Raw genomic sequence first — 25,683 nt, 5'->3', positions numbered from 1 at the left:
ACTAAAATACTAAAATGCATGCGATACTTGCATGAATGACATCATACTGAGCCGTCACAGCATCCGAACTGTGATCTGCATAGCTTAAACGACCACGTAAAAGCCAACGATCTTCCACCAGTTGATAATCTCCGCTGACATAGAACGCTAATTCATCATCCGAACGACTGCCAACTGCTTGCTCATAATCCACTTCCTCATATCGCATGCCAATGGCGGCGGATAAGCGCTCATCGTATTCGTGCTGCAGCGTCAATTCGGTGAAAAAAGTCTCACTCGATTGATTCGCAGCCGAAGTCCCGTAATCATTACCAATCGAAGCAAGTAAACGTGAGCGATCAGCGATAAACCACGTCAACATGGCTTGTGCAAAGGCAGCTCCCTCATCATCGAAGTTGGATTGACTATCAAATTCACGGTACTGATAACCAACATTTATTTCATACTGCACCAAAGGTGAAAGCAAATCTTCGATAGCAAAGAACACGGCGTGATCATCGCTATTGGCGGCGGGTGTAACCTCGGAAACTTCAGTGTTTCTATAACGGTAGCCTAAACCTAAGTTAAGCGTCTCGTCGTATTTATAATACACTGCAAATGGAACTTCATAGGTTTCGAGATCCGCAAAGCCTGCCGTCTTAGATTCGCTATTAAGATAAGTGACCCCAGAGCGTAACGACACATATTCACTAATATAATAAGTCCCTAAGGCTGAAAGCGATAAGTCCTCGGTTTCAGTCACTTGCTGCAAAGCAGAGGTGGCACTGGTATTCTGGTTGAAGCCCGCATTTAGGACCAATGAATAATTCTCTCCCGCCATCTCGTCTGGAAATACGACGGTCACCCCACTCTTAAAGTTTTCAGAATCGTTATTATCCAATCGATCATAACGTAAAAGCTCGACTCCCACAAAAGCATCAATTGAAACCGCCCCGGCGTCCGATCTAAATTTAACGCTTGGTAGCGCAGAAAAAATAGTATCGGAGGTCTCGGCACTGGAAAGCGTCGCGTTTGACGTCGATTCAACTTTGGTATCTAATCCCAAAGCCAATGCGCCACTGTCACCAAGAGAAACTTCAGCATTTAAGTATGCGCCAGACAGCATCAATAACACATATAAAGAGTTTTTAGAACCTACATTCATAATATCATCCGAGTTAAACATTAGCTTATCCACTAGAGCGTAAAAGATTTTAGAATGAATAACCACTTATCATGCCAGATTAGCGATTCGACCATTTTTTCACACATCAAAAATTTGATACTATCCAAAAGCTGAACTGGCTCAAACTTCTCGAAAATACGTGTGTCGACGGAATCGTAGCCCACAAAAGCTCAAGAGTCATTATGGCATTTCGAAAAAAAAGACCGAGTGTCACCACTCGGTCTTGAAAAGTGCTAATGAGCGCGACCTGCAACCGGCCTACTCTACTGCCTGATTTCTAGTGCTTAAAGTGGCGCTTGCCGGTGAAGACCATCACCATATTACGCTCGTCAGCGGCAGCGATCACTTCGTCGTCGCGCACGGAGCCGCCGGGCTGGATCGCAGCCACGGCACCGGCTTCGGCTGCGGCGATTAGGCCGTCGGCAAAGGGGAAGAAGGCGTCGGAGGCCACGATGGAACCTTCAAGTGGTAGCCCGGCTTCGCCCGCTTTCCAAACGGCGATCTTAGAGCTATCGACACGCGACATTTGCCCCGCGCCGACGCCTAGGGTGCGTTCGCAACCTGCGTATACGATGGCGTTGGACTTGACGTGCTTGACGACGTTCCAACCGAAGATCATAGCGCGCATCTCTTCGTCGCTAGGCTGACGTTTGGAAACGATCTTCCAGTCGCTGGGGCGATCGGGCATGGTGTCGCGGTCTTGCATCAGAACACCACCGACCACCGAGCGCATCTCTTGCAGGGAGTCTGCGGGCAGGCTGCCCTTTACAGTCATCAGGCGCAGATTCTTCTTCTTAGCAAAGATTTCGCGGGCGGCGGGCGTAAAGTCAGGCGCGATGATGACTTCACAGAAGATCTTACTAATGATCGCAGCGAGGTCGGCATCCATGGTCTGATTAACTACGATAATGCCACCGAAAGGAGCTTGTTGGTCGGTCACAAAGGCTTGCTCCCAGGCTTCTACAAGTGTTTCGGCCGAAGCGACACCACATGGATTCGTGTGCTTGAGGATGGCAACGGTAGGCTTTTGGAATTCGCCGATCAGGTATGTGGCGGCGGTGATATCGATGATATTGTTAAAGCTGAGCTCCTTGCCTTGTAGCTGCTCGAAGCAATCAAAGAAGTTGCCGTAAAGTGCAGCCTTTTGGTGTGGGTTTTCACCGTAGCGTAAGCTTTGCACCTGTGGTAGTTGCAAATCCAACTTGGCAGGGATGCCGGAAATTTCACCAAGATCGGGGGCTTCCGCGACCTGCGCTTCGAGATAGGCGGCAATGGCACCATCGTAAGAGGAGGTGCGCTGGAAGACCTTGAGCGCTAGCTCGCGGCGTAGTTTGAGCAGCGCGGCTTCGTCGCTCATGGCTGCAAGCACGCGATCGTAATCAGCGGCATCGACCACCACAGAGACGGAGGCGTGGTTCTTAGCCGCGGAACGCAGCATGGAGGGACCACCGATGTCGATGTTCTCGATCGCGAGCTCAAAAGTAACGTCGGGCTTGGCAACAGTCTCTTCGAAGGGGTAAAGATTCACCACTACTAGATCGATCATTTCAATGCCGTGCTCTGCAGCTGCAGCCATATGATCCTCTTTGTCGCGGCGCGCCAATAGTCCACCGTGGATCTTAGGGTGCAGTGTCTTGACACGCCCTTCCATCATTTCCGGGAAGCCAGTGTAGTCACTGACCTCGGTGACAGGGATGCCCTCTTGCTCAAGCAACTTTGCGGTGCCACCAGTGGAAAGCAGGCGGTAGCCGTGTTGCTCAACCAGAGCTTTAGCGAAGGGCACAAGGCCTGATTTATCGCTGACGGAGAGGAGTGCGTTTTTTTGCATAATATGACGAGTTGATTAGAAAATAGAAAGTGAAGCAGCGGATTAAAGGGCCTACGCGAGATTCGCCAAGCGTTTTAGAAAAAATAATGCTGAGGCCGCAGGTGATTTTAAATTGCCATCCGCTCACAAAATATTCTGCGTGGCTTGATCTCTTAAGCGATAAAAGGTATCCCACTAACATGAAGCAGGCATCCACATTTAGCCAACTCAAACATGACGGCATCAAAATATCGATGCTAACGTGCTACGATTACCCGTCAGCCAAGATACAAGACGCCTGCGGCATCGACGTGATCTTCGTAGGCGACAGCTTGGCGACCAATGTGCTGGGGTACGCCCACCAGAACGACCTGAGTCTGGAAGAGATGCGCCACCATGTGCGTGCTGTCGCACGCGGAGTCGAGCGTTCGTATTTGTTGGCTGACATTCCTTTTGCGGCTTCCAGCAGCCTCGCCAGCATCATGGACGCCGCCGATCAATTGCGACAAGACGGCGTCGATGGCGTGAAAGTGGAAGGCTTCAAACCGGAGGTCTTTGAGGCGCTGGCCCAATCTGAAGTGGATGGTTGGGCCCATTTGGGCTTTACCCCGCAGCTGATTGAAAAGCCATCGATGCAAGCCAAAGACGACGAATCTGCCGAACGACTCGTGGACGAATGCTTGAAACTGGAAGCAGCCGGGGCGGTCGGTGTGATTTTGGAGCTAGTGCCGGGCCTAGTGGCCCAGCGCGTCAGCCAAGCACTCAAGATCCCAGTCATCGGTATCGGAGCTGGCCTCCACTGCGACGGACAAGTGCAAGTTTGGCACGATCTAATCGGCCTTGAAACACGAGTCTATAAGCACGCGTTTCGCCAATGCGATGCACACGCTGCCCAGACCGAAGCGGTCAAGGCCTACATCCGCTTAATTGCGGACTAGCACTTACGCATCCCGGGCACAGCGAAAGCCTAAATTCGTAGTGGCGGAATCAGGCGTATTGGCGGTGCGGGCCCCAAGACGATAGCGATTGCAATAACTCTCGTGACACAAGAAGGAGCCGCCTTTCATCACGCGGCTCTCGCCGCTACTGGGCCCCGTGGGATTGATACGAGTGGCCTCGCTTTCTTTCGCATGCCAGCTGGGATGAAACCAATCGGCACACCACTCCCAAACATTGCCGAGCAGGTTATAAAATCCGCTCTCATATTTACGATATGCGGTGACCGGAGCCGTCCACGCATAGCCATCTGCCTCTGAATTGACATGTGGGAAGTCCCCCTGCCACACGTTGCAACGATGCTTCCCGCCTGGTTCCAGTTCGCTGCCCCATGGATACATCGTTTGTACGTTATCGGGACCACGTGCGGCCACTTCCCACTCCGCCTCGGTGGGCAGACGTTTGCCTGCCCAATGCGCATAAGCCAGCGCGTCATTCCAAGAGACACTCACTACGGGGTGGTCCATGCGTTTCTTAATATTGGAGCCAGGCCCCTCAGGCTTACGCCAATAGGCCCCGTCGATGGCATACCACCACTGCAAGCCCTGCACGGTCTTTGTTTCGCGAAGCTTGCGTTGCTTTGAGTTCGAAAGCTGCCCGATAAAGACATAGGCCCAGCCAAATTTCTCCGACTCGGTGACATAGCCGGTTGCGGCTACAAATTCCGCAAACTGAGCATTGGTGACGGCAGTTTGATCCAGCCAATAAGTATCGAGTGTAATCGTTCGCACGGGGCCTTCGCCATCAGCCACCCACGCACCAGGACCTTCGTAACCAATCTTAAATTGACCGCCTTGAACGCGCACCATGCCCTGAGTCGATCCTAACTTGGCAGCGCCCTCCGCCGATCGTAAATCAATCACGGGGGCCGCAGCACCCGAACTGCGCTGAGGCGCACAGCATCCCTTTTTAGCTTCACTCATAGTCACAATTAACAGAACTGCTGCAACTGAGATCAAGCCAAACCGTCGACTTTCATAATCGCGCAAAAAGATGGCCTACTCGAATCCGGTCACCTAAAAGCGAAGGGGGAAGGTCGCAGCCGTCGCTACCATGTGGCCGCCAGCGAGATCAGCAAATGGCAGACACAGCTGGCAGAAGACGCAGGCATTTCGCTCTCTGCGGTGGCAAAACAAATTCGCGCACAGGTCACGCGCCCGCAGCGGCAAAGGGACCCCGTCGGCTACAAGGACGCTTTTTTAGACGATTACCAGCCGAATCAAAGCGCTTACTTGAGTGAATCCATCCGCCAAGATCTCGCGCAGGAAGGCCACGTTGGGGCCAGTCAATTACCTGCGGGCACCTATGTGCGCAAAGTTCTTGATCGTTGGTTGATCGACCTGTCTTGGAACTCCAGCCGGCTTGAGGGCAACACCTACTCAATCCTAGAGGCACAGCGTCTATTGGAACTGGGTGAAGCTTCCGATGGCAAGGCGACGGTGGAAGCACAAATGCTACTCAATCACAAAGCAGCGATCGAACTCTTGGCAGATCAAGTCGACGAAATCGGCTTCAACCACTACACCATTTGCAACCTCCATGCGCTGCTCGCCGATAATCTGATGCCAGATCCTGATAGCTGTGGTCGTATTCGCGAGCGCTCGGTCGGCATTGCTGCCTCGGTGTATTACCCGCCTGAAGGTCATCTCCGCATCAAGGAGCGCTTCAATGTGTTTTTAGAAAAAGCTGAAGCGATCGAGAACCCCTTCGAACAGGCCTTCTTTGCGATGGTGCATCTACCGTATTTGCAGGCCTTTGAAGACGTCAACAAACGAGTCTCGCGCCTGGCAGCCAACATCCCACTCGTCCGGCACAATCTGTGTCCACTCTCTTTCGTAGATGTGCCACAAAGTGATTACGTGCATGCGATTCTCGGAGTCTACGAGCTCAATCGGATCGAATACCTGCGCGAGGTTTTTGTGTGGCCTACAAACGCTCGGCAATGCGCTGCTCGGCCGTGCGCGAAACGCTCGGCGAGCCAGACCCTTTTCGCCTACAGCATCGGCACATCATCCACGCCTGCGTGCGCGAAATCGTGCAGCAAAATCACTCCCAAGCAGAGGCCAGCTCAAGTATCGAGGCCTTTGCACACGAGCTGGCTCCAGATGCTCGAGCACAATTCATACAAGTCATCCAGGTCGAATTAAACAGCCTACACGAAGGTAATATCGCACGCTACCGCTTACGTCCGCGAGAATTTGCAGCTTGGCAAGAGCGCCCCTAACTCACACTAACGCACAGTGCAAAAGATCAGTCTCGCACGACTGTCAGCACTGCAGACACATGCATGCCGAGACCACGACCGCAGTCGTTGAGGCCCTCGCCAGTGGTCGCGGTGATACATACATCCTCGACATCGATTGCCAGTAGGCTGGCCAAAGAGGCACGCAAAGCGGGCACTTTGGGGTCAATCTTGGGGCGCAAACATTCCACAGCCACAGACAGATGACTAATCTGCCAAGCGCCGCCCCCCATCTTTGCGAGGTCTTCCAGGGCCACTGCGAGGTAAGCCTTGCTGTCGGTAATGCCCTGCTTGCACATGGCATCGGCCACAGCACCAATCACCGTGCGCCCGGTGACTCCGCTAATCGCATCGGTCACCGCGTGTAAAATGACATCGGCATCGCTATTGCCAGCCAGTGCCGGGGCATCCTCAAACTGGAGCCCTCCTAAAATAAAGGGACGGTCCGACTCGCCTTCGACGAATCGATGGCTGTCGAGACCGATCCCTGTTTTAACCTTCACTGTTTAGAGCTCTGGGAAAAAGCGTTTTTTCTCATCTGCAGCCGCTTCGGGACTGTCCGATGCGTGCACGACGTTTTGCATCATGTCAGTGCCAAGATCCCCGCGAATGGTCCCCTTAGCCGCTTCTTGAGAGTTTGTAGGACCGAGCAAATCACGGACCTTTGCAATCACGTCTTCGCCACGAAGAATCATAGGCATGACCGGGCGGCTGCTCATGAATTCTTCGATCTCAGGAAAGAAAGGCTTGTCGGCCACGTGTGCATAGTGCTCGCGCAAGATGGGACCATCTAATTGCATAACTTTCGAGGCAACGATTTCGAAACCGGCCTTTTCAAAGCGTGAGATAACTTCACCTGCGACACGATTTTTCATGCAGTCAGGTTTGAGAATGATAAGTGTTTCTTCCATAAGGTTTTGTAGTGGGGGAATTGGGATGCAACAGACTGCCCTCTTTGACAAGACAAAATACCGCAACTAGAACAAGAATTCGCGAGGATTAAAGCACCCCCTGGCGCAGGGCTTTGACGGCGAGCGCGCGATGGCTGAGTTGACTTTTGCTGGTTTCACCAAGCTCTGCAAAGGATTTGCTAAAACCCACTGGCACAAAGATGGGATCGTATCCGAAGCCTGCTGCCCCAGTCGGCTCGGTCGCGATGCGCCCCTCGCAAGCACCTTCGAAGAACTGCTCCCGCCCCTCGGGATCGAGCAGGCAGAGCACACAGCGAAAGCGCGCCGCGCGCTGCTCCACAGGCACTTGGGCCAACTCCGCCAGCAACTTATTCAAGTTATCCAAATCATTGGCCCCCTCGCCTGCATAGCGCGCGGAATAGATGCCGGGCGCTCCGTCGAGCGCATCGACTTCAAGCCCTGAATCGTCAGACACGATCCATGCATCGGCAGGCGCTTGCGCGCGTAGTGCCAGCGCTTTGATCCGTGCATTGGCTGCAAAGCTACCGCCGTCCTCGACGACTTCGGGCATGCCGCCGCAAACTTTGGCAGAGTGAACTTCGAAACCGCAGTCAGCCAAGAGACCATCGAACTCTTCGACTTTGTGCGCGTTACCTGTGGCGACTATTAATTGCTTCATTTTTGTAGAAATCCTCGGGTTAAATGATCCTCTCCAAACTGTGCACGCCGCAATGCTTGCAGCGTCCAGGCTTGGTGCATGTGCTGCGTATTGCGCAGCGAGCCCAAGCCAGGCGCTGCCGCATCTGCGAGCAGTTTGGGGGCTTGGTAAATAAATAAGTAGTCCACCAAGGCCGACTCAATGACCCGCGTGGCGAGCCTGGGCCCGACTTCCACATAGACACCATAGATCTCGGCCTCGAGGCAACGCGCCCGAAAGGCCTGCCAATCGAGCTGCCCTTCCACCTCTGGCAAAATCCAGACTTCTATGTCATGACGAGCCGCTCGTGCCTGCAGCTCGGTCGCAGCCGATTCGGCACACAGCAGCACCGTATTGGACGCATAAGCATCCGAATATATCTGCGGCAGTTGCGCCGGCTCCAGCGTCTTTAGACTACGATCAAAAACAAAGCGCTGCGGACACCAGACTTGCTCGCCGATGCGCGAGGTCAGGCTCGGGTTGTCGTGCAACACGGTATTCGCTCCCACCGCGATCGCGGGGAAGTAACGACGCCAACGCATGACATCCGCCCGTGCCAACTCACCAGTCACCCAACGCGAATGCCCGGAAGCGGCCGCAAATTTGCCATCTAAGGTGAGCGCCATTTTGGCGGCTATTAGCGGCGTATTCTGCGTGATCCAATGATTAAAAATAAGATTCAAGTCGGCACACTCCTGCGCCAATACGCCCGAAGTCACAGCGATGCCGGCTTCGCGAAGAATCGCCAAGCCACGCCCGGCATGAGCTGGATTCGGGTCCTGCGCGCCCACCACCACAGCTGCGAATCCGGCCGCGATGATCGCATCCGTGCACGCGCCCGTGCGCCCGCAAGTGCTGCAGGGCTCAAGTGTCACATAGATCGTCGCCCCGCCCGTAGGTTTGCGCCCCAAGGCCCGGATCGCCTCAATCTCGGCATGCGCTTTCCCGGCCGCATGGTGCCAACCTTCGGCCACAATCTCGCCGTCTTCGACGATGACAGCGCCCACCATCGGGTTCGGGTGCGTCTGTCCCCATGCTCGCTGCGCCAGTTCCAGCGCGCGCCGCATAAAGCGTTCATCTTTGAGCGGATCCGACATTACCCTTTCACGTATGGGTTACTCGCCTTTTCCTGAATCACCGAAGTCGCCGGACCGTGGCCCGGATAGAGCGTGGTCTCATCTGGCAAAGTATAGACCTGAGTCTTAATCGATTTTTCCAATACCGAGAAATCCCCGCCCGGCAGGTCATAGCGCCCCACACTGCCTGCAAAGATGACATCCCCCACGATGGCGGCTTTTTCGCTGGCGATGTAGACCAAGACATTGCCAGGGCAGTGCCCCGGCACATGACGAATCTCCATCTGTGTGCCTAGCAGCTCGAGCTGATCGCCGCCTTGAATCCAATGGTCAATCGGCACTTCCTTCAACTCCAGCCCAGGGATCGCGTAGCTGGCCATTTTGGACGGCGCAGCAAACATCTCGCGATCGTCCGCATGTCCATAGGTAGGCACGCCCGCCGCCGCGAACTGATGCCCATCCAAAATATGATCCCAGTGCCCATGCGTCAAAATGAGGGCCACAATTTTGCAGCCATGCTGATCCGCCACTTGCTGCGCCCACGCATACGCATCGGCAGGCGCATCGACAATCACACATTGCTGCAGCGATGGCTCAATAAGGGCAAAGGCATTGGTGCCAATCGGAGGGAGTTCTTGAAATTCGATAATCATGATGCGGCTGACGATGCAGGCCACGCCGCCGGTTTCAATCCGTAAGTATTGAGCGGTCACCAGATTGTCACAATGCCGCACTTGCGCCATGATTCTGGGCCTCTAGGTTGCGCGCCCTATGCATATTGCACTTGTTACGGAAACCTACCCGCCGGAGGTCAACGGCGTGGCAATGACGAATCAGCGTCTCGTGCGTGGTCTACTCGCCAAAGGGCATCGCATCACACTGATCAAGCCGCGCCATCAAGAGGCCCCACCCGCCGAGCACGCCTCCTTACAGGTGCACGAAGTCTTTGGCATCCCGATTCCCAACTACGCGGGCCTCAAACTCGGCCTGCCTCGCCCAGGTGAGCTCGAACGCCTATTTGAAGCAGACAAACCTGACATCGTGCACGTCGCCACCGAAGGGCCGCTGGGCTTCTCCTCGCTGCGCTCGGCCCGCAAGTTACGCATCCCCGTCAGCTCGACCTTTCATACCAACTTCCAGGATTACTGCGCCGATTACGGAGCCGCCTTTGCTGCGCGCTGGATGATGGCCTACCTGCGCTGGTTTCACAATCAGTGTGCCCTCACCACCGTGCCCGATCCCAGCCTCATCCAACGCCTGGAAAAAGACGGCGTCCAACGCCTGCAGATGCTAGGCCGTGGCGCGGACACCGTGCTGTTTAGCCCCGACAAGCGCGACCCCGAACTGCGTCGCAGCTGGGGCGCCGCAGCCCACAGCCCGGTTGCGCTCTATGTGGGCCGAGTCGCCGCCGAAAAGGACATTCCGCTCACACTCGAAGCATGGGCAGCCGCACGCAAGCATTGCCCCGAGCTCAAGATGGTGGTCGTGGGCGATGGGCCCGTGCGCAAGAAATTGGAACGCCAGTGGCCCGAGGTGCATTTTGCAGGCATGCGTTATGATGAGGACCTCGCACGCCATTACGCCTCCGCCGACATCTTTATTTTTGCCAGCACCAGCGAAACCTTCGGCAACGTCGTGATCGAAGCCATGGCCAGCGGACTCGCGGTCATCACCTATGATTACGCTGCCGGCAAACAGTTCATCCAGTCCGGGTCCAATGGACATTTAGTGTCATTAGCCGACCGCCAGGCCTTTATTCAATGCACCGAATCCGTGATCCAAGAACAGTCCAAGATGCCCCCCATCCGCACCGCCGCTCGCGCCACAGCCATCAATTACCCTTGGTCCGCCACCATCGACCGCTTCAACCACTTACTGCAAAAAGCCGCAAAAACGGAACAAACTACGCCTCAAATTGACATTGTGTCTAACAGCGAACAGTCTACGCTGTAGCATGATGGCAATCACTCGAATCAATAATTTCTTTAGAAGACAGAGCTTTCAACTGCTACTCCTCAGTATATTGACGCTACCGGTAGGCGCTCAAAGCAGTGGCGAGAGTTCCCAAAAACTGGAAGACCTGGAAGATGCGGCCATCGCAACAAACACACAAACCGGAACCACCTCGAGCAGCCAAGTCTCACAGAGCAGCCCCAACGCACTGGTGACTGAAGCCTATCAGCTCTTACAATCCGGCGATTCCGACGGTGCACTAGAACACTTTCAGCAGGCCCTCCTCATCGACCATCAAGATCTTGCCGCGCTGCTGGGCCAAGCCATGATCTACGCGGAGTCGGAGCGCCACAACGAGGCATTTGCCTCCTACGACGCGATCGTGCAAACTCACCCACGCCACGCTTTCGCTTGGAATGGCCGCGGGCTCGCCGCCTTCAATATGGAAGATTTCGACACCGCACTCCGATCCTTCGAACAAGCCACTTCCGAACAGCCCATCAATGGCTTCTTTTACGAAACACTCGCATGGACACAAATGTGCCGGGGCGATTTCTCTCAAGCAGCGCTCTCCGCGAAGACGGCCACTTTGATGTATAACAAGAAAAACGAGAGCTCCGTTTACCCGCAGCTGATCGCCTACTTCTCATACCTCGAAACCGGCGAAGTGCAGCAGGCGCAGAACTCCCTTAAGTATGCAGTACAAAACAAGCCACTCAACCACTGGCCCGCCCCAGTGGTCGACTACTTGAACGACAGCATCGACGCCGCCGAACTCATTAGCTACGTAATGGACACCGCGCAAGAGACTGAGGCGCACACCTACATTGGCCTCAAGCTACGTGCAAATCACCAGCCAGAACAAGCCAAACCGCACTTCGAATGGGTGGCACGCCATGGTGACACCCGCGTATTTGAATACACTCTCGCGCGCGTGCTCACTCTGCACGACAGCGTCGCCCTGCTCGCTCCTTAATTTCGCCACGCCCCGACGTGAAACACTTCAATCGTATTCTGCTGCTGTTGTTGAGCGCCACATGCGCCTACGCAACAGGTAACGACAATGAACTGCCCGATCGAGTCGAACTCAAAAAAGTGCCCATGATCCGGCAAAAGGGCAACTACTGCGTGCCCGCTTCAGCCGCGATGATTGCCCAATTCCATGGTATCAAGACTGACCAAGACCAAGTGGCCGAGCTCTCTTCTGCCATGTCTGCCAACAATCAAGGCACCTACCCCAGCGACATGCTGCTCGCCATGCAAAAACTCGGCTTTAGCGGAGAAACCCTGCGCTGGGAAGGCTCAGCAGACTTTTACCAACACGCCCTACCAGAGATCCGAAAAAGCCTCGCCCACACAGGCCCCATTTACATCTCCTTTCGCCCAAATGTCTTCGGCTCGATGGGCCACGGCTGTGTGATCGTAGGCTACAATGATCGCCATAAGGAACTCAAATTCCACAACCCATGGGGCCAGGTATTTGAAAAATCCTATCAACAAACCGCCCAGGAAGGCTACGGCATCGTTTTGATCGAAGCTCCAGCTGAGGCGCCCAGCGCCAGCGAAGACTTTATTCAAAAAATACAAAGCATCGTGCCCCAATTTGATGGCAACTTCCTGATGCTGCAGCAACGCCTCGCCCGTGCGAATCAAGCACACGAGCTCGTCTGGTGCAGCCGCCGCGATGCGCGCGATAATGCACGCTTCGCCCGTGATACCGCGCGCGACGATGGACGCATGATACTCGAGCTCGCCTTCGAACGCGCCCCCGCCGTATTCATCCCACTCAGCCAGTCCGGAGACACCCAAGCCTACCTCTTTGTCACCCGCCCCCCAAAAGGCGGCGCTCGCTTTCTAGTGCGTAAAATCGACGAACGCGGCTGGCAACCTGCCCAGCTCATGACACTCGGCAGCCTCACCCGCAACTGGGCCACTGCCTTCCAGCAAAACGGTCACGACGAAAAAATATGGGAATTGCCCATGATCGAGTTGCATCCAGCGCCGAGCTTGTAAGGGTAGCCGCCTATGAAAATGTTGGATAAGCTGGAAAAGCGCCTCGGTATACTTGCCGTGCCGAATGTTGTGATGACGCTAATCGTCGCGCAGCTCATAATCTATGCCGGTATGCTCACCGGGCGCCTAGAGTTTGAAGGCCTATTGCTAGTGCCCAAAGCCGTCTTTGCCGGCGAGTGGTGGCGCTTACTCTCTTTTTTGATCACCCCGCCCTTCGTCCCGGCCACCGCCTTCCAGGCGATATTCCTAGCCTTCTTCTGGTATATACTATGGATGATGAGCCAAAATCTCGAAGCACAATGGGGCACCTTCCGACTCAATGTCTTCCTGCTTACCTGTATTGTATTAGCCATTGCAGGCGCCTTTATCGGACAACTCATTTCCCCGGCCGCGACACTCTATGTCGCGCCCCGCTTTCTCTACTATAGCCTCTTTCTCGCCTTCGCCACACTCAACCCCAACATCCAATTCCTGATGATGTTTGTCATCCCCGTGAAGGTTAAATGGCTGGCATGGATCATCGTCGGCTTCGGCTTCTTCGCCGTCTTAGCATTGCCCTCACTGGGGCACCGGATCGCATTCCTAGCCCCCTACCTCGCATACCTACTCTTTTTCAAGGGCATGCTGCAACAATCACTCGAAACCCGTCAGCGTAGAGCCAAGTTTGAAGGTGAACGCAAAGAACGCGCCCACACGGCACTCCACACCTGCGAAGAGTGCGGGGCAAGCGATCAAAGTGCCCCGGAGCGCGACTTCCGCTACAAATCCGTCGGCAAGGACATGATTTGCCTGTGTAATATCTGCCGCGAACGCCAGTAAGCGACACAATACACCTCATCCGCGGTTCTGAGCCCTCCCCAACTGCAGCCAAGGTGCCATCACAGTGAGCTCGAGCTACAGTCGATCCACTTGAACCGTCACATGACTAAATTTGTCGGGATCTAAACGACTACGGTAAGCAGCAACCGAATCCGGAGTCTCCGACACGAGTGCTACGATTACGCTATAACGATTGGGCCCAATTAACCACACATGCAAATCGCTGATCTGGCTATGTTCATCACCTTCAATTGCGCGCCTGACCTCACTTATAAGGGTCTCCGATGCTTGATAGTCGAGTAGAACTTGACTCGTCTGTTTTAGTAAACCGACCGACCATTTAGCAACGAGCAAGGAGCCGACGATTCCCATCAACGGGTCCATCCAGATCCACCCAAAGTACTTTGCCGCTAAAAGTGCAATGATTGCCGTCAAGGAGGTCAAAGCGTCCGCCAAAACATGTAGATACGCAGACCGCAAATTGTGATCGTGATGATGCCCATGATCATGATGGTGATGATCGCCATGTCCATGCTCGTGCTCGTGATGGTGCTCATGGCTGTGTGAATGATCATGACCGTGATCATGGTCGGCCCCCAGGATAAAAACGGAAACCCCATTCACGATTAATCCAATGATCGCCACCGCAATGGCAGAATTGAATACGATCTCAGTTGGATTCAATAATCGCTCCACACTCTCCCAAGCCATCACAAGGGCAAAGACAGCGAGCAGCAAAGCCCCGGTGAATCCCCCCAAGGCATTCACTTTGCCAGTGCCGAAACTGAAGCGTGTATCATGCGCATATTTGCGCGCATAAATGTAGGCAAAGGCAGTGATACCCAAAGCCGCGGTGTGCGAGGCCATGTGCAAGCCATCCGCTAACAATGCCATCGAGCCAAAAGCCATGCCAGCTGCGATCTCAATGACCATCATCAGCGCAGTAATAGCAATCACCCACAAAGTGCGCGACTCCCCCTCTTTACGAACTTCTTGTCCAAAACTATGACTATGCTGCCATTTCGTAATATCGATCTTCCCCATAATACTCCCCTATTTTAAATAGCTGTTAATGATCGCCTGCACCTCCTTCGAAGCTTCACGCACCGAATCCGTAGCGCCTTCTGCACCGAGCAAATGATGCTCAATATGCTCGTGAATCAACTCGCGGGTCAGCGAATTCAATGCCCCTCGGCAGGCCGCGACACTTTGTAACACCGTATAGCAGTCTTCCTGCTCAGTCAGCATTCGCTCCACGCCTTCCAACTGTCCTTTCAAACGACGCACCCGCGCGACCAACTTCTTGTTATCTCCGTGTAAATGTCCCATTCCTAAATACTATACCCCCCTATAGTATTATCAAGCCACAAATGACGGTCGACCTATATATCCGTAATAGACTCAAAGAAAGTTCTTGAAATATTTCGCTGGCACACGTCGCCGTGCACACTACGACTATCTATATGCAAGAAGACCACATCTCCCTCGTGATCGACGGCTCCGGCAGCTCGGTATTTGCGGGGCTGCTCAACTCCCAAGATCAATGGCTGGCCACGATCGACCGCCCCGGCACGCCCTTGGAAGAATTGTTTCCCGCGATCGAGCAGAGTTTAGCTGAGGCCAAGCTTAGCTTGGCCGACATCGATCGTTACATTTACTGTGAGGGCCCCGGCTCGGTCTTGGGACTGCGCCTCTGCGCCATGGCGATCGAAACATGGACGCGCCTCTACCCAGCCTCGGCTAAGCTATATAAATACAACAGCCTACAGCTGATCGCGCACGCCTTATGCCACGCCCAGCCAGAACTGCAAGACGCCCTCATTGTAGCCGATTGGAAAAAGGGCGCATGGAACGCACTCTACATTCGCGACGGCCAGGTCGGCAGCAGCGAAGTGATCGACGATGCAGGCCTAGCCGCTTGGACGGGGCCACTCTTCCACTTGCCCCAGCGTAAAGGTTGGCAAAGCCCGCCCGCTCGGGCGCAAACCTTGAGTTACCGGCCCGCTCAACTCAGCTCGGTTCGCACAGAGCCCGGCCTACTGCAAGCAAGCGAAAGCGTGGAGCTTTACAGCTCCGGTATCAATACCTTTCAGAAATGGACACCGACCCGCCACCGGGCACAGGCCTGATCTTCACCTCCTCAGAAAAAAGTGAGCACAGCCACCACCTCCCCTCTACGCTGCTGGGCGGAAATCGACCTCGCGGCCTTTGAGCGTAACTTGAAGCGCATACAAGCTGCGCTGCCTGCGCGCATGCGCTACGTGGCCGTGGTCAAAGCCGACGCCTACGGCCATGGCATGCCACAAATTGTGCGTCGCTTGATGCAAAGCGGAGTCGACTGTTTCGCAGTGGCCAATGTGACTGAAGCCGCCGACATACGCCACATGGGCGCCGGTTGGCCGATACTAGTGCTGAGCCCGCTACTGCCGCAGGAGGACCACTTCGTGGTCGAGTATGATCTCACCGCCACCGTCAGCACCCTCGGCGAGTGCGAGCGTCTCAATGCACTGGGGCAAGCCAATGGCTGCCGTATCAAAGTGCACCTCAAAATCGATACCGGCATGGGGCGCCTCGGTATCTGGCACCGCGATGCACCGGCCCTATTGACACAAATACAGGCCATGCCCGCGCTCCAGCTCGAAGGCGTCTACACTCATTTTTCCAGCGCCGACAGTGATACTCAATTTACCGAAGTGCAACGCGAACGCTTTTTACGAGCCCTACAATCAGAGCGAGGCTTAGCGGAGTCACTACTGATCCATGCCGACAACTCGGCGGGCATCGACACGCTCAGTAATGACAGCCCCTACAATGCGGTGCGCATCGGACTACTGCAATTTGGCGTGCCGCCCTATCCAAAATCCGCACTAGGCCGAGTGGCCGTCGAGCCCATTTTCAGCTTCCACACCCGCATAGGTCTGATCAAGGACTTGCCCGGCGGCACCGACATCAGCTACGCACGCACGCATCAACTCAAGCGTGACTCACGCATCGCGGTGCTCACAGCGGGCTATGGCGACGGTGTGCCCCTGGAGCTCAGTAATCGCGGCAGCGTGCTGATCCATGCACAGCGCTGCCCGATCCTGGGCCGCGTCACCATGGATCAAACGATCGTCGATGTCACCGACTGCCCCAGCGCACAAATCGGAGATCCAGTCGTGCTGATCGGCAAAGACGGTGCACACGAGATCACGACTACTGAGTTCAGCGAACAGGCACAGACCATCCCTTGGGAAACCCTCTGCTCCGTGACCAAACGCGTCACTCGTGTGTATGTCGGCTCACGCGAACTGTAAGTTTAGGCGCCCGAATCCCCCGCAGTGGACACAGGCTTCAGCAATTCGAGCAATGCAGCCCCATAAGGCAACCGACTCACATGCCCCCCAGCACCTTTTGCACGCGTCAGCTCTTTGATCTGCGGATGCGCATTTACAGGGCACATCACTCGACTAAAAGATTCAAAAACAGGCAGATCGTTTAAAAAGTCCCCCACCGCGAGGGCCTGATCCAAGCTCAGCCCCAAATGAGCCGTGAGTAAATGTATGCCATCCAACTTATGAATGCCTGGCAAAATATCGATGTAGCGATCCGAACGTAAAAAGTCCAACTGGTCCACCTGCGCCCCTTCTAATTCCTCGCGAGCGAGTGCCTCGATACGAGTCAGCATTTCTGCGCCGTCGACGCCCTCTGGTATCACGAAGGACAAATTTCCGATTTTCTCTACAGGCGTAAGGTCCGCCCGATAATGAGCCTCCAACAAAGCCTGTCCACGATGGCGGTACCAATCAAAGAGTGTCTCAATAATCTCGATATTGCGGTAGCGGCTCGCCAGTTCGGGTAAGTCATGTGAGGCAGCCAGCTGGGCACAATTGATAAAAGCAGCACGTTCTCGATCGTAGAGCACGCAGGCATGCTCGAGCAAAAAATAGCGCGCCTTCGACGACTTAAAATGCTGCACCAAATTCCGCACCAAGGCCCATGGGCGCCCCGTATTGATCACGAAATGTGTGAGCGAAGAGGCCTCCACCGCAGCGTCAATCGCCTGCAACATGGCAATTTGACGCGTAGAGGGCTGCCAATCAACCGCCACGCCGAAGCCCTCACCATCTTCTGGGTTTAGGCAGCCGTCCACATCTTGAAAAATTATTTTTATTTCCGCACTCAACATAGTATAATAAATATCTGTATCCGAAACCTTGTCACGCCCCATTGAAAACGATCCACTCTGTTCATTCATTCGACTCTACACACAACACTCTGACAGATACGAAATCTCACCATGAAAATAGCCGCCGCCCAAACAGATGCATGGAATATCGCCAAAGGTAAGAATCCTGAGCAAGCCAGCCTCCTGCGCTTTCGGCCCAGTCTACAGAAATTTTTAGCCGACGAAAACTACCCTCGCCGACTCACAATTACCTGGGACTTCAGCCCCGGAGATGCCGACGGCATGCCCACAGACACGCAGAGCGCGGACATGAAGGACTTCGAAAAACTCTTGTTAGACTCACTCGACCCCGACCGTCTAGCCGTCCTCGCCTTTGTCTACACCACCCGTGGCAGCCGCGAGTGGCACTTCTACTTCTCGGATGCCGACGAAGTCAGCCAACGCATCAATCAAGCCCTCGCAGGTGTGCCCACGCTCCCGATTCAGTTACACGTCGAAGAAGACCCCAATTGGGAGCCACTGCGCCAAGTGTATCAAATCTGCAACCCTCCGGTGCAAGCCTAGCCGTGAAAACTCCGCCGCTCGGACTGGCTTTGCGCACTAAGCGCAAAGCCTAGCCAGCGACGAGACCGCGCCTAGTAAGCGCGGCCAGTCTTGTTTTCGAAGTAGTTAATAAAGGCTTTGTTCACGGTCGCAGTGCCACCGGGAGTTGGATAATCTCCAGTAAAATACCAATCCCCATTATTGTTTGGGAGCGCTTCGCGCATCTTGTCCACCGGCAGGAAGACGATCTCGAGCTCGCCGGTCCAAGGCACATTCTTGGGATACACTAATTCCGCGATCTTAGCGGAAATTTGCTCGTCGCTGTAGCGCTCGTAGATGCGCTTGACGTGATTGACCATTTCGCTGGAGGGCTTGTCGGCCTGTGCGATACAGTCAACATACACTTCTTGCAATAAATGCGAGCAGCCGTCGTCTTTCAGTAATTCAACAGTGGCCTTGAAGGCGATGAACTTACCGAGTTCGGACATGTCGATGCCGTAACAGTCGGGATAGCGAATCTGCGGCGCGGTGGATGCAACCACGATTTTGCGCGGCTGAGTGCGACTAAGGATCTTAAGAATCGACTCCTTGAGCGTGGTGCCGCGGACGATAGAGTCATCGATGCAGACCAAGCAGTCCTTCTTTTCGACGATCCCGTATGTGATATCGTAAACGTGGGAGACGAGCTTGGCGCGGCCTTCTTCTTGCGAAATAAAGGTGCGCAGCTTGATGTCCTTGTGCGCGATCTTTTCCCCACGCGGCCAGTTGCCCATGATCAGCTCGTCGATCAATTTTGCATCCAGTGTGCCGTTTTCTTGCGCCGCCAACAGCGAGTCGCGCACTTCTTTACGACGATGCAGGCGGACTGAATCCAACAAGCCGTAATAAGCGACCTCAGCGGTATTGGGAACGAAGCTAAAGACGCTGTCTGCGAAATTATTATCAATCGCTTTAACGACTTGCTCGAGCAAGGCACCACCGAGTGCTTTGCGCTCTGCGTAAATGTCGGCGTCGTTACCACGTGAGAAGTAAATACGCTCGAAAGAACAAGGTGTGATGGGGCGCGGCTCGGTGAAACGTTCGCTGTAAATCTTGCCGTCACTCTTCACCACCATGGCACAGCCGGGCTCGACTTCGCGCACATTCTCGATCGGTTGATCAAAAATTGTCATCAAAGCCACGCGCTCAGAGGCGAAGGCGATGACTTCATCGTTCTGGAAATAGAAGCAAGGGCGAATGCCCTGCGGGTCCCGCATCACGAAGCTGTCACCATTACCAATCAACCCGGCAATCGCGTAGCCGCCGTCCCAATTGGAAGCGGCATTTCTCAAAATACGAATCGGATCCAGCTGCTCACTAATGATGCGAGGGATCTTGGTGCCTTCGACATTTTGATCACGCATCTTGTGGTAGATGGCATCGTGTGCTTCGTCGAGATGGAAGCCGACTTCTTCCAAGACAGCTTGCGTGTCGGTACCGAAGATCGGGTGTTGGCCACGATTGATCAGGTCGGCGTTGAGGTCCTTTTCGTTGGTAATGGTAAAATTACCTGCCAACATTAAATTCTTGGTCGGCCAATTCGACTGGCGCACGTAGGGGTGGCAGCTATTTGAAGAATACACTCCCGAGGTGCCATAGCGCAGGTGGCCTAGCAGAATCTCGCCACCATAATCGAAGTTATCTTTGACCGTCTGAGGAAATTCAGGGTGGATCACGCCCTTATCCACCATCTTTTGGTAGGCCTTGAGTTGCCCCTTAAAAATGCGTGCCAAGGAGTTTTGTTTAATCGTACGCTCGCGCGCCATATAAGGCTGGCCGGGGGCGACATCAAGCTTCACACAGCCGATGCCCGCGCCGTCTTGGCCGCGATTGTGTTGTTTCTCCATCAGCAAGAACAGCTGATTAAAACCGTATAGAGGCGTATTATACTTCTCTTGGTAATAAGAAATAGGCTTCAAAAGGCGGATCATTGCGATCCCGCATTCGTGCTTTAAAAAATCGCTCATAAGAGGAAAAGACAGTCGCTGAAAGTGGCTAGTTGAGAGGTTGCGAGAGCTTACGTTTCAATTCGGTTACGCATGCGCAGACAAGCTATATTTCCTGAACTGGGGCGCTTTTATCTTCCGAACCGTCCAAGCCTGAGAGACCACGATTCATAATATGTTCTCTATTCGCAGGTTCCACATGCACCAAAACCTTAGAAACCTCTGGATGTTTTTCTACCATTCGCCGCTTTACCGAGCGCGCAATCGCATGCCCGGCCACGACAGTAATCTCAGGATCTACCTGTAAATGCAAATCGACTTCGTAGAGATCCCCCACGCGGCGCACCCGAAAGTCATGGTAAGCAATGGCTCCGGGGGTCGGCAAAATGTGCTCGCGTAAATCTTCTATGATTTCGCGCTCAGGCGCCGCATCGAGCAAATCGGCACACGCTCGCAGAAAAATCTTACTGGACTCAAAGATCAAATAACAACCAAGCACCAAAGTGACCACGCCATCCAGGAAGGCCCAGCTCTCGCCTCCCAGCCAGACGCCGACCAAAGCAGCCGCCACACCGAGCGAAGAAATGCTGTCCATACGGTGATGCCAGGCGTTGGCCATCAATAAATCAGACTTCAAGCGTCGTGCCACCCCACGCGTCCACCAGAAGAGCGCCTCTTTCAGCACGAGTGAAATCAGCGCCAGTACGACGGCTTCCCCCGCTTGTGGGCGCCCCACGCCTCCGCTGCGGTAATCGAGCAAGGCAGTGATCACCAAGCCCAGCGAAAACAGTAGCAACATGCCTCCCACGGCGAACTTAGCAAAACTGGCAAACTTGTGGTGTCCGTAGAGATGATTCTCATCCTCCGGCTTATTAGCCAGCGAAAGTCCCACCAGCACCGCCACATCGGTCAGCAGGTCCAGCAAGCTGTGCGCCCCATCGGCCAGCAGGGCCTTCGACTGTAGCAACCAACCGCCGAGCACTTTCACGCAGCCGAGTAGCAAGTTCAGCAATAAGCCGACCCAGGTAATTTTTTTCGCTGAACTGTGCGGAGACATCTGAATTTTCGCTCTTGGAGATTACACTTTACTTGTTACGTTGCTAGTTAATGAATGTTCTTTAGCTTGGAGCAATGCCTATCGCCGACCAATATAAAGTCGCATACCTGCCTAAGTTCACTCGCTGCAAGCACAGAACACATTGTGACTGCAGCCGAGGCAGGGCCAGCGGATTTTACTATGAGATCATCCGCAACGGCCCCGTCGCTGTGCCCCCCCCTTAAATATATATGAAAATAATGCCCTCAAACGAATTATGAAGCTGACCGACCTCAACCGACACGGCGAAATTGGCGCGAACTCGATGTTCGTACAGCTTGGCGACTTTAATATCTTGATCGATTCCGGCCTGCACCCGAAAAAACTCGGCTACGACGCCCTGCCCGATTTCGAACCGATCGAAAACCTTGACCTCGATCTGATCATCCTGACCCACTGTCACCTCGACCACCTAGGCTCGATGCCGATTGTGACGGCCCACAATCCAAAGACTCCAGTCATCACCGCCGCGCCCAATGTCACACTGGCTCCGCGCATGCTGCGCAATTCCATCAATGTAATGAAGCGGCAACGCGAAGAGCATGGCATCGCCGAATATCCACTCTTTTTACACCGTGATGTCGCGCAATTTACCAAACAGCTGACCATCCAACGTTTCGGACGCGGCGAAATCTACACCAAGGGCAAAGATCAAGTTGAAGTCATCCTCCACTGCTCGGGCCACGTCGCCGGGGCGGCGGCAGTCGAACTCATCTACCAAGATCGCCGTGTTGTCTTTTCCGGTGATGTGCTCTTCGACGCACAACGCACCTTACCCGGCGCAGAGCTTCCGATGGGCCCCGTCGACACGCTGGTGCTGGAAACCACCCGTGGCGCCAATGACCGCGAATGCAAAAAAACACGCGAATCGGAAATCGATCGCCTGATCGAACAAATCGCGAGCACTCTGGAGCGAGGAGGTAGCTGCCTGATCCCCGTATTCGCCCTAGGTCGCATGCAAGAACTATTTCGAATCATCTACGACGCTCGCAATGCGGGCCGTCTACCGCAGTGCCCCATCCACGCCGCGGGCTTGGGCATGGCGATCTGTGAGTATTTCGATAAAATTCGCAAACAGACCAATCTGGTCGATTTCGATCTTAAAATGCTCGAAAAGATGGACGTGCGCGCCGTCGATTTAAATATGCGACCTGGTCGTGACCTACCACGCAAAGGAATCTACCTGGTCAGTAGCGGCATGATGGTCGAGCACACGCCGTCCTATAAGATTGCCGCTTCGCTACTGCCACATCCCAACAACGGCCTCTGTTTTGTCGGCTATTGCGACCCCGACTCGCCCGGTGGCCAACTTTTGGCAGAACGCGACGAAGCGAGCTTCTTTTTTGATGCGCTCGACTACAGCGCCCCGATCCGAGCCAGCATCGATCAATTCGACCTCAGCGGCCACGCCGACCGCAGCGAGCTACTCGCTTATGCGGAACAGAGCGATGCGCGCGCGATTGTGCTCACCCACGGGGACCAAAACGCTCGTGACTGGTTTTCGCAAGAGCTCACCTCGCGCATGCCAGAGACCACGATTCTCGACCCTGAGCCACTCACTGAGTATCACATTTAATCTCCGCAAGGCCCACGCAGCACTCTGAGCACCACCCGCCAAGCCTTACACGTCGCGCTCCGACTGCTACTGAGCCTCGGATGTCTCGCGATCTTAGCCTACGCAGCCGATCGCTGGCTGCCTCATTCGGCGGCCTTTCCCTCAGCCGCGGTCGAGAACGAGCCCGCAAGCGAGACGATTGCCGAATCCAAGCAAGCAGCCGAGCCCCTCACAACTCAGACTGCGACCGCCCCAGAGACGGCTGCCTCCGCAGCCACATCCGTTAAGGAATCACCACAACTCGCGCCCATCGCGACACCAGCGCCCGAACCAGTGGTCGGCCGCGCGATCACCAATGCATTGGAACTGCAGATGGCACTCGCACGTAGCGGCTTCTCTCCCGGCTCCATCGATGGCTCAATCGGCACTCAAACACGCCAAGCACTGAGCGCATATCAAACCGCACACCAATTACACCCCAGCGGAGAGTTTGATCTCGCCACCCAAGCGACACTCAAGATCGCCGAACCCCTCTACGCTCGAGTCACTCTCTCTGCCGCAGACTTCGCTCGTATCGATCCTGCTCCTGCCAGTTGGAAAGAACGCGGCACTCGTGAGCGCATGGCCTACCACTCGATACTCGAAATGCTGGCCGAAACCTGCATGAGCCACCCCGACCTGATCCAGCAACTCAACCCTGCTCTAGACTTCAATCAGCTGCAAGCGGGGCAAGAGGTCCTCGTTCCCCACATGCCCCCACTGCAAATCTACCAGCCAGTAAGCCATCTACAAATTTCACTCTCAGCCCGCACCTTACAAGCCATCAGCCCGCAAGGACGCATCGTCTTCCATTGCCCAGTCAGCATCGCTCGGCGTGTGGACAAGCGCCCCAGTGGGGCGCTACGCGTCAAGGTGCGCGTAAAAAACCCCAACTACACCTTCAACCCTGCCATATTGAGCAGTACTGCTGCAAACGAAGGCATCACGCAAAAATTTATAATACAGCCCGGCCCTAATAATCCAGTCGGCAGCACTTGGATCGGCCTCAACCTGCCCAGCTATGGCATCCACGGCACGCCCGAGCCGGAAAAAGTGGGCCGCACCGAATCCAGCGGCTGTTTCCGCCTCGCCAACTGGAATGCGCAAACCCTGCTTGGTCTGGTCGAAATAGGCACCACTGTGCACGTCGATCCTTAGGCACGACCGACGCTGTATTAAAATCAGAAATCCAAATAGAGATCCTTAAATCAACGTTTTTAAACTGAAAATGTATTAATTATGAATCAGTAAGTGCAATCCACCCTGCACCTGCCCATTTGAAAATGGCTCCGTACGATCGATCACTTGCGCTTGTTTCAAAAAACGATGCAAGGCATCCGGCGCATCGCCCGCGGGCCAATGCATCCAATAAGGCGCCCAATCGGCCACTGCTGCCGCCTGTGCCAACGGGAACAAAGCATCGCAAATCAGTGTATTTAAACGTCTAGAGCTAATTCTACCAGAAAACACATCCGTCGAAATACGCTCCATTAAACGTGCCACGCCCTGCTTTCGGCGAAAAGCAGCTCCCGACAAGCCATCCCCCACAGGACCACAAGTCACCAGGAGATCGCGCAAGCGCTCGGGCCAACCGGGCTGCGCCTGACAGATCGCCGCATACTGCGCCAAGCGATGCTTCGGCTGATTGGCGGGACGCAGTCCGCTTAGACGCCAACTGCCACGTTCCAGCTCAAAGGCTCGCTCAGGCTCGACCCGCCCGCTCGCAAAATCATCGATCGAATAGATCAACGCCAGACGCGACATCGGGGCACGATTGCGTGCATAGCCCAAAACCTCCATACAGTATTGATGACAGGCCTCCGTCCAAGATGCCCCCGCGAGGCGCTTCTGAGCGAAACCTAGCTTGCGCGCCCAACGCGCCTCGGCCCCTTCGGCCAAAATCGCACGCCTACGCTCGAGCGGCTGCTGCATGAATTTAAGCATCCACTCCGTATCTTCCACTTGCTCCAGCTCTAATAAGGCATCGTCCACTGCAAAATCTTCCAGATCTCGCTCTAAACATGGTAACAAATGAACCACCTCCGGGCGCCGCCCTTGCGCGGTGAGCACCGGAATGGACGATGGATCGGCATAGAGTACGACATGCAAGCGCACATCATTAAAGTTAGGGTTCGAGCCATGCGCATGTAAGTGCCAATCCGACTCGTAAAAGTGCACCTCAACATCTCCCACCACCAATTCACCGTCCAGCTCCAGTTGTGCCTCCAAGAAGTCCGGCCCTTCCAGTAGATTCCAGCGCCCGGGATCCACCACTCGCAGCAGCTTGCCCGAGCCTGTCGACAAATCGCTGGCATCGTAATCCCCCCGCAACCATATCTTCTGCAAGACACGTTCCGACAAGCTAAACGGCCCGTAGAGTCCCTGAATTTCCTGCACTTCGTTTTTCAACACAAACGACAGCTTGCACATACCAAGCACACAGGTCAACCCGTCAATAGGAGCCCCTGAGAGTCATACTCACGAGAAAACGCAGGCAATCATACGCATCCACCGCAAAATATAAACACTGCAAACGTATTTATTAACGCGAATAAACCCTAATAAACATTGACAGTAAGCGCATTGAATGCGTGATACTGACTCACTGATATAGATTA

The 25,683-nt window shown here is 54.6% G+C and carries 25 protein-coding genes; 11 read left to right on the top strand and 14 right to left on the bottom strand.

The window, feature by feature from the left end:
• Nucleotide 1: 1 nt before the first annotated feature.
• Nucleotides 2–1,165, bottom strand: coding sequence for an outer membrane beta-barrel protein (locus tag QEH52_RS11865; protein ID WP_308950699.1), 1,164 nt, complete (start codon nt 1,163–1,165; stop codon nt 2–4).
• 277 nt (nt 1,166–1,442) lie between these two features.
• Complete coding sequence (purH, locus tag QEH52_RS11860; RefSeq protein WP_308950698.1) at nt 1,443–2,993, bottom strand: bifunctional phosphoribosylaminoimidazolecarboxamide formyltransferase/IMP cyclohydrolase; 1,551 nt, start codon at nt 2,991–2,993, stop codon at nt 1,443–1,445.
• A gap of 179 nt (nt 2,994–3,172) precedes the next feature.
• Here purH and QEH52_RS11855 point away from each other — a divergent pair, with 179 nt between their 5' ends.
• Complete coding sequence (locus QEH52_RS11855) at nt 3,173–3,910, top strand: 3-methyl-2-oxobutanoate hydroxymethyltransferase (protein WP_308950697.1); 738 nt, start codon at nt 3,173–3,175, stop codon at nt 3,908–3,910.
• Between the two features lie 3 nt (nt 3,911–3,913).
• On the opposite strand, the gene QEH52_RS11850 is transcribed toward QEH52_RS11855, so the two are convergent.
• On the bottom strand, nt 3,914–4,891 hold the full coding sequence (locus QEH52_RS11850; RefSeq protein WP_308950695.1) for a formylglycine-generating enzyme family protein: 978 nt from the start codon (nt 4,889–4,891) through the stop codon (nt 3,914–3,916).
• A 132-nt stretch (nt 4,892–5,023) separates the two neighbouring features.
• Here QEH52_RS11850 and QEH52_RS11845 point away from each other — a divergent pair, with 132 nt between their 5' ends.
• Nucleotides 5,024–6,115, top strand: coding sequence for a Fic family protein (locus QEH52_RS11845; RefSeq protein ID WP_308950694.1), 1,092 nt, complete (start codon nt 5,024–5,026; stop codon nt 6,113–6,115).
• 103 nt (nt 6,116–6,218) lie between these two features.
• Here the strand turns inward: QEH52_RS11845 and ispF are convergent, their stop codons facing one another.
• The 5 genes from ispF to QEH52_RS11820 all read right to left on the bottom strand — a co-directional run bounded on the left by ispF (nt 6,219) and on the right by QEH52_RS11820 (nt 9,637).
• Entirely contained in the window at nt 6,219–6,713 is a 495-nt protein-coding gene (ispF, locus tag QEH52_RS11840; protein WP_308950692.1) for a 2-C-methyl-D-erythritol 2,4-cyclodiphosphate synthase, read from the bottom strand.
• Nucleotides 6,714–6,716: 3 nt separating this feature from the next.
• Nucleotides 6,717–7,121, bottom strand: a complete 405-nt coding sequence (ndk, locus tag QEH52_RS11835) for a nucleoside-diphosphate kinase (RefSeq protein WP_308950691.1) — start codon at nt 7,119–7,121, stop codon at nt 6,717–6,719.
• Nucleotides 7,122–7,209: 88 nt separating this feature from the next.
• Nucleotides 7,210–7,800 carry an RdgB/HAM1 family non-canonical purine NTP pyrophosphatase gene (rdgB, locus tag QEH52_RS11830; RefSeq protein ID WP_308950689.1) on the bottom strand — a complete coding sequence of 197 codons (591 nt, stop codon included), beginning with the start codon at nt 7,798–7,800 and terminating at the stop codon, nt 7,210–7,212.
• Nucleotides 7,797–8,915, bottom strand: a complete 1,119-nt coding sequence (ribD, locus tag QEH52_RS11825; protein WP_308950688.1) for a bifunctional diaminohydroxyphosphoribosylaminopyrimidine deaminase/5-amino-6-(5-phosphoribosylamino)uracil reductase RibD — start codon at nt 8,913–8,915, stop codon at nt 7,797–7,799. Before ribD ends, rdgB begins: the two co-directional genes overlap by 4 nt.
• Nucleotides 8,915–9,637 (bottom strand): MBL fold metallo-hydrolase, encoded by a 723-nt coding sequence (locus tag QEH52_RS11820; RefSeq protein ID WP_308950686.1) that lies wholly within the window; start codon nt 9,635–9,637, stop codon nt 8,915–8,917. The genes ribD and QEH52_RS11820 overlap by 1 nt, the downstream gene beginning before the upstream one ends.
• A gap of 28 nt (nt 9,638–9,665) precedes the next feature.
• Here QEH52_RS11820 and QEH52_RS11815 point away from each other — a divergent pair, with 28 nt between their 5' ends.
• Genes QEH52_RS11815 through QEH52_RS11800 form a run of 4 tightly spaced genes read left to right on the top strand, consistent with a single transcriptional unit; the run spans nt 9,666 to nt 13,679 of the window.
• Complete coding sequence (locus QEH52_RS11815; RefSeq protein ID WP_308950684.1) at nt 9,666–10,847, top strand: glycosyltransferase family 4 protein; 1,182 nt, start codon at nt 9,666–9,668, stop codon at nt 10,845–10,847.
• 1 nt (nt 10,848) lies between these two features.
• On the top strand, nt 10,849–11,823 hold the full coding sequence (locus tag QEH52_RS11810; RefSeq protein WP_308950683.1) for a tetratricopeptide repeat protein: 975 nt from the start codon (nt 10,849–10,851) through the stop codon (nt 11,821–11,823).
• 17 nt (nt 11,824–11,840) lie between these two features.
• A complete protein-coding gene (locus QEH52_RS11805; RefSeq protein ID WP_308950682.1) occupies nt 11,841–12,860 on the top strand; it encodes a C39 family peptidase in 1,020 nt (339 codons plus the stop codon).
• 12 nt (nt 12,861–12,872) lie between these two features.
• On the top strand, nt 12,873–13,679 hold the full coding sequence (locus QEH52_RS11800; protein WP_308950681.1) for a hypothetical protein: 807 nt from the start codon (nt 12,873–12,875) through the stop codon (nt 13,677–13,679).
• A gap of 75 nt (nt 13,680–13,754) precedes the next feature.
• Here QEH52_RS11800 and dmeF read toward each other — a convergent pair whose 3' ends face one another.
• Entirely contained in the window at nt 13,755–14,723 is a 969-nt protein-coding gene (gene dmeF, locus QEH52_RS11795) for a CDF family Co(II)/Ni(II) efflux transporter DmeF (protein WP_308950680.1), read from the bottom strand.
• Between the two features lie 9 nt (nt 14,724–14,732).
• Nucleotides 14,733–15,008 (bottom strand): metal/formaldehyde-sensitive transcriptional repressor, encoded by a 276-nt coding sequence (locus QEH52_RS11790; RefSeq protein WP_308950679.1) that lies wholly within the window; start codon nt 15,006–15,008, stop codon nt 14,733–14,735.
• 134 nt (nt 15,009–15,142) lie between these two features.
• On the opposite strand from QEH52_RS11790, the gene QEH52_RS11785 reads away from it, so the two are divergent.
• A complete protein-coding gene (locus tag QEH52_RS11785; RefSeq protein ID WP_308950678.1) occupies nt 15,143–15,808 on the top strand; it encodes a hypothetical protein in 666 nt (221 codons plus the stop codon).
• A gap of 21 nt (nt 15,809–15,829) precedes the next feature.
• The gene (gene alr, locus QEH52_RS11780; protein ID WP_308950677.1) at nt 15,830–16,975 is read left to right on the top strand and encodes an alanine racemase; all 1,146 of its coding nucleotides are present in this window, start codon (nt 15,830–15,832) and stop codon (nt 16,973–16,975) included.
• Nucleotides 16,976–16,977: 2 nt separating this feature from the next.
• Here the strand turns inward: alr and QEH52_RS11775 are convergent, their stop codons facing one another.
• Nucleotides 16,978–17,916, bottom strand: coding sequence for an HAD family hydrolase (locus QEH52_RS11775; protein WP_308950676.1), 939 nt, complete (start codon nt 17,914–17,916; stop codon nt 16,978–16,980).
• 42 nt (nt 17,917–17,958) lie between these two features.
• Here QEH52_RS11775 and QEH52_RS11770 point away from each other — a divergent pair, with 42 nt between their 5' ends.
• On the top strand, nt 17,959–18,411 hold the full coding sequence (locus QEH52_RS11770) for a DUF695 domain-containing protein (RefSeq protein WP_308950674.1): 453 nt from the start codon (nt 17,959–17,961) through the stop codon (nt 18,409–18,411).
• A gap of 71 nt (nt 18,412–18,482) precedes the next feature.
• Here the strand turns inward: QEH52_RS11770 and QEH52_RS11765 are convergent, their stop codons facing one another.
• On the bottom strand, nt 18,483–20,396 hold the full coding sequence (locus QEH52_RS11765; protein ID WP_308950673.1) for an amidophosphoribosyltransferase: 1,914 nt from the start codon (nt 20,394–20,396) through the stop codon (nt 18,483–18,485).
• A gap of 85 nt (nt 20,397–20,481) precedes the next feature.
• Nucleotides 20,482–21,432 carry a cation diffusion facilitator family transporter gene (locus QEH52_RS11760; protein WP_308950671.1) on the bottom strand — a complete coding sequence of 317 codons (951 nt, stop codon included), beginning with the start codon at nt 21,430–21,432 and terminating at the stop codon, nt 20,482–20,484.
• Between the two features lie 256 nt (nt 21,433–21,688).
• On the opposite strand from QEH52_RS11760, the gene QEH52_RS11755 reads away from it, so the two are divergent.
• Entirely contained in the window at nt 21,689–23,047 is a 1,359-nt protein-coding gene (locus tag QEH52_RS11755; RefSeq protein WP_308950670.1) for an MBL fold metallo-hydrolase, read from the top strand.
• Between the two features lie 351 nt (nt 23,048–23,398).
• Nucleotides 23,399–24,223, top strand: a complete 825-nt coding sequence (locus tag QEH52_RS11750) for a L,D-transpeptidase family protein (RefSeq protein WP_308950669.1) — start codon at nt 23,399–23,401, stop codon at nt 24,221–24,223.
• A 75-nt stretch (nt 24,224–24,298) separates the two neighbouring features.
• On the opposite strand, the gene QEH52_RS11745 is transcribed toward QEH52_RS11750, so the two are convergent.
• Nucleotides 24,299–25,477, bottom strand: a complete 1,179-nt coding sequence (locus tag QEH52_RS11745; protein WP_308950668.1) for a DUF2851 family protein — start codon at nt 25,475–25,477, stop codon at nt 24,299–24,301.
• Nucleotides 25,478–25,683 lie beyond the last annotated feature (206 nt).

It is taken from the genome of Thalassobacterium maritimum, from assembly GCF_031127805.1.
In the GTDB taxonomy this organism is placed as follows: Bacteria; Verrucomicrobiota; Verrucomicrobiia; order Opitutales; family Coraliomargaritaceae; genus Thalassobacterium; species Thalassobacterium maritimum.
This window is presented reverse-complemented; position numbering and strand designations above follow the sequence as displayed.

Bases quoted from the DNA above. Each gene is read 5' to 3' on its own strand.
- QEH52_RS11865 (WP_308950699.1), bottom strand. From the start codon at position 1,165: ATGTTTAACTCGGATGATATTATGAATGTAGGTTCTAAAAACTCTTTA.
- purH (WP_308950698.1), bottom strand. From the start codon at position 2,993: ATGCAAAAAAACGCACTCCTCTCCGTCAGCGATAAATCAGGCCTTGTG.
- QEH52_RS11855 (WP_308950697.1), top strand. From the start codon at position 3,173: ATGAAGCAGGCATCCACATTTAGCCAACTCAAACATGACGGCATCAAA.
- QEH52_RS11850 (WP_308950695.1), bottom strand. From the start codon at position 4,891: ATGAGTGAAGCTAAAAAGGGATGCTGTGCGCCTCAGCGCAGTTCGGGT.
- ndk (WP_308950691.1), bottom strand. From the start codon at position 7,121: ATGGAAGAAACACTTATCATTCTCAAACCTGACTGCATGAAAAATCGT.
- rdgB (WP_308950689.1), bottom strand. From the start codon at position 7,800: ATGAAGCAATTAATAGTCGCCACAGGTAACGCGCACAAAGTCGAAGAG.
- ribD (WP_308950688.1), bottom strand. From the start codon at position 8,915: ATGTCGGATCCGCTCAAAGATGAACGCTTTATGCGGCGCGCGCTGGAA.
- QEH52_RS11820 (WP_308950686.1), bottom strand. From the start codon at position 9,637: ATGGCGCAAGTGCGGCATTGTGACAATCTGGTGACCGCTCAATACTTA.
- QEH52_RS11815 (WP_308950684.1), top strand. From the start codon at position 9,666: ATGCATATTGCACTTGTTACGGAAACCTACCCGCCGGAGGTCAACGGC.
- QEH52_RS11810 (WP_308950683.1), top strand. From the start codon at position 10,849: ATGATGGCAATCACTCGAATCAATAATTTCTTTAGAAGACAGAGCTTT.
- QEH52_RS11800 (WP_308950681.1), top strand. From the start codon at position 12,873: ATGAAAATGTTGGATAAGCTGGAAAAGCGCCTCGGTATACTTGCCGTG.
- dmeF (WP_308950680.1), bottom strand. From the start codon at position 14,723: ATGGGGAAGATCGATATTACGAAATGGCAGCATAGTCATAGTTTTGGA.
- QEH52_RS11790 (WP_308950679.1), bottom strand. From the start codon at position 15,008: ATGGGACATTTACACGGAGATAACAAGAAGTTGGTCGCGCGGGTGCGT.
- QEH52_RS11785 (WP_308950678.1), top strand. From the start codon at position 15,143: ATGCAAGAAGACCACATCTCCCTCGTGATCGACGGCTCCGGCAGCTCG.
- QEH52_RS11775 (WP_308950676.1), bottom strand. From the start codon at position 17,916: ATGAATGAACAGAGTGGATCGTTTTCAATGGGGCGTGACAAGGTTTCG.
- QEH52_RS11770 (WP_308950674.1), top strand. From the start codon at position 17,959: ATGAAAATAGCCGCCGCCCAAACAGATGCATGGAATATCGCCAAAGGT.
- QEH52_RS11765 (WP_308950673.1), bottom strand. From the start codon at position 20,396: ATGAGCGATTTTTTAAAGCACGAATGCGGGATCGCAATGATCCGCCTT.
- QEH52_RS11760 (WP_308950671.1), bottom strand. From the start codon at position 21,432: ATGTCTCCGCACAGTTCAGCGAAAAAAATTACCTGGGTCGGCTTATTG.
- QEH52_RS11755 (WP_308950670.1), top strand. From the start codon at position 21,689: ATGAAGCTGACCGACCTCAACCGACACGGCGAAATTGGCGCGAACTCG.
- QEH52_RS11750 (WP_308950669.1), top strand. From the start codon at position 23,399: ATGGCACTCGCACGTAGCGGCTTCTCTCCCGGCTCCATCGATGGCTCA.